We start from the raw sequence: 1842 nt of genomic DNA on the forward strand, positions 1-1842 counted from the left end.
CCCAGCACCCGCTCGGCCTCCGCGGGCGTCACGACGCCGTCGCCGTCCGAGTCCGCGATCCGGATCACCGCGTCCAGGAACGGTCGGGCGATCTCGGCGAATCTCGGCGAGTTGTCCCGCAGCCGCTTGACCGCGTTGTGGACGAACTCCTCGCGTGACACGTGTTGGTCGCCGTCCCGGTCCGCGATGGCGGCCATGCCCTGCCAGAACGCCTCCGCGCCCTCGTAGAGCTCCTGTCCCTTCAGGGAGCGGGCGGTGACGCCGAACTCCGCCAGCACTGCGGCAGCGGCGGCGCTGAAGTCCTCGCGGGAGATGTAGCCGTTGCCGTCCTGGTCGAAGCTGGCGAACCGGCGGGCGATCTTGGCGTCGTACTCGGAGGGGTCCACGGTCGTAGGCCTCGCGTTCATGTCGGGTGCACTGGGCGCTAGGGCTCAGATGGTACGTACGTCCTGCGTGGCGGCGAAGTTCAAGAACGACTTCCAGGCCATGGCGGAAAAGTGCAGGCGCGGGCCGTCCGCGTTCTTGGAGTCGCGAACGGCGACGGCGGGGGTCGAGCCGGTCAACTGGGCGCACTCGATGCAGTCGCCGCCTTGGCTGCTGCTGTATGACGACTTCTGCCAAGTGGCGCCCCCCGGAGGGGAACATTCGATGCAGTCCCCGCCCTGGGGGCTGCTGTAGGTGGATTTGCGCCACGCGGCGCCTGCGAGTGGTGCGCACTCGATGCACTCGCCGCCCTGGGCGCTGCTGTAGCTCGACTTGCGCCAGATCGTGCTCATAGCTCCTCCAGGAGTGAGGCGATTAGCTCCGCCGAGTCCTCCGGCGAGAGCGCGGCGGCACGCAAAAGATCGTATCGGAACGCTGCCTGTTCGAACTCGTCCGGATGGGCCATGACCTGAGCGGTCCCGACCCCTTCGCTATAGACGAAGTCCGCGCCCTCGTCCATGAAGAGCAAGCTGAACGAGCCGTCGAGTGAGGTCGGGACTCCCGCGCTGAATGGCAGGATCTGGATGACCATGTTGCGGTCGTAGCGGTAGTCCAACAGGCGTTGGAGTTGCCCCCGCATCACCTCCGGGGTCGCGGAGTGGCGGCGCAGCACGGCTTCGTCGAGGACTACCCAGATCTCAGGAGCGGTCGGCCGTGTGAGGATGCGCTGGCGCTTCATCCGCGCGGCTACCGCATCGTCCAGGTCCTTATGGCGGCCGGGCTGCAACGCCGCTCGGGCGAAGTCCTCGGTCTGCAACAGGCCGTACATCACCTGCGCCTGATAAGTGCGGATCCGCGTTGCCGCCGCTTCGAACTCCGGGTACTCCCGGAACCAACTCGGCAGCGCGCACCGCGCGACCAACTCCCACAGCCGTCCGAACGACCCATCCGTACCAAACAACTTGTCGCACGCTTCCGCGAACGTCTGCGTGGGGAATCGCTTCGCGGTTTCGATGTAGCCGACGAGGGCGCCGGAGCAGTAGACCGCCTTGCCGACGTCCCGCTGGGACATGTCCGCGTTCTCTCGGTGGCGCCGGAGATCCGCGCCGAAGAACGCCAGCGGCGATCGCGACGGGTCGAGGTCGTTCGGATTCGGCATGGCGGCTACCCCCTGGTTCGACGGTGTGCGCTGTTTGCAGTCAACCTGTAGCCGAGAGTAGTTGCCGCCACTGACAGTGGAGAGGTGAACCACGAAAACGAACGCGGCCTCCACGTAAGCCGGTTGCCGCTCCCCCACACCCCGCTCGCCACCCCGCAGGCCCGTCGGCACGTACAGGACGTGCTCCGCACTTGGGGCCTGGGCGGCGGTGAACTCGCCGACTCCGTCGAGCTGGTGACGAGCGAGCTGGTCACCAACGC

The 1842-nt window shown here is 67.2% G+C and carries 3 protein-coding genes; all 3 read right to left on the reverse strand.

Features of this window, described 5'->3' with window-relative positions; genetic code table 11:
* A partial coding sequence (locus tag AOK16_RS24605) for an EF-hand domain-containing protein (protein WP_107098446.1) occupies positions 1 to 386 on the reverse strand: 386 nt, incomplete at its 3' end.
* Positions 387 to 431: 45 nt separating this feature from the next.
* Positions 432 to 776 carry a DUF397 domain-containing protein gene (locus tag AOK16_RS24610; protein WP_055474295.1) on the reverse strand — a complete coding sequence of 115 codons (345 nt, stop codon included), beginning with the start codon at positions 774 to 776 and terminating at the stop codon, positions 432 to 434.
* Positions 773 to 1582, reverse strand: a complete 810-nt coding sequence (locus tag AOK16_RS24615; protein ID WP_055474297.1) for a helix-turn-helix domain-containing protein — start codon at positions 1580 to 1582, stop codon at positions 773 to 775. The genes AOK16_RS24610 and AOK16_RS24615 overlap by 4 nt, the downstream gene beginning before the upstream one ends.
* Positions 1583 to 1842: the final 260 nt, after the last annotated feature.

Origin of the sequence: Streptomyces pathocidini (assembly GCF_001418495.1) — a bacterium.
GTDB lineage: Bacteria > Actinomycetota > Actinomycetes > Streptomycetales > Streptomycetaceae > Streptomyces > Streptomyces pathocidini.

Excerpts from the sequence above, each read along its gene's own strand:
- AOK16_RS24610 (WP_055474295.1), bottom strand. The coding sequence starts at position 776 with ATGAGCACGATCTGGCGCAAGTCGAGCTACAGCAGCGCCCAGGGCGGC.
- AOK16_RS24615 (WP_055474297.1), bottom strand. The coding sequence starts at position 1,582 with ATGCCGAATCCGAACGACCTCGACCCGTCGCGATCGCCGCTGGCGTTC.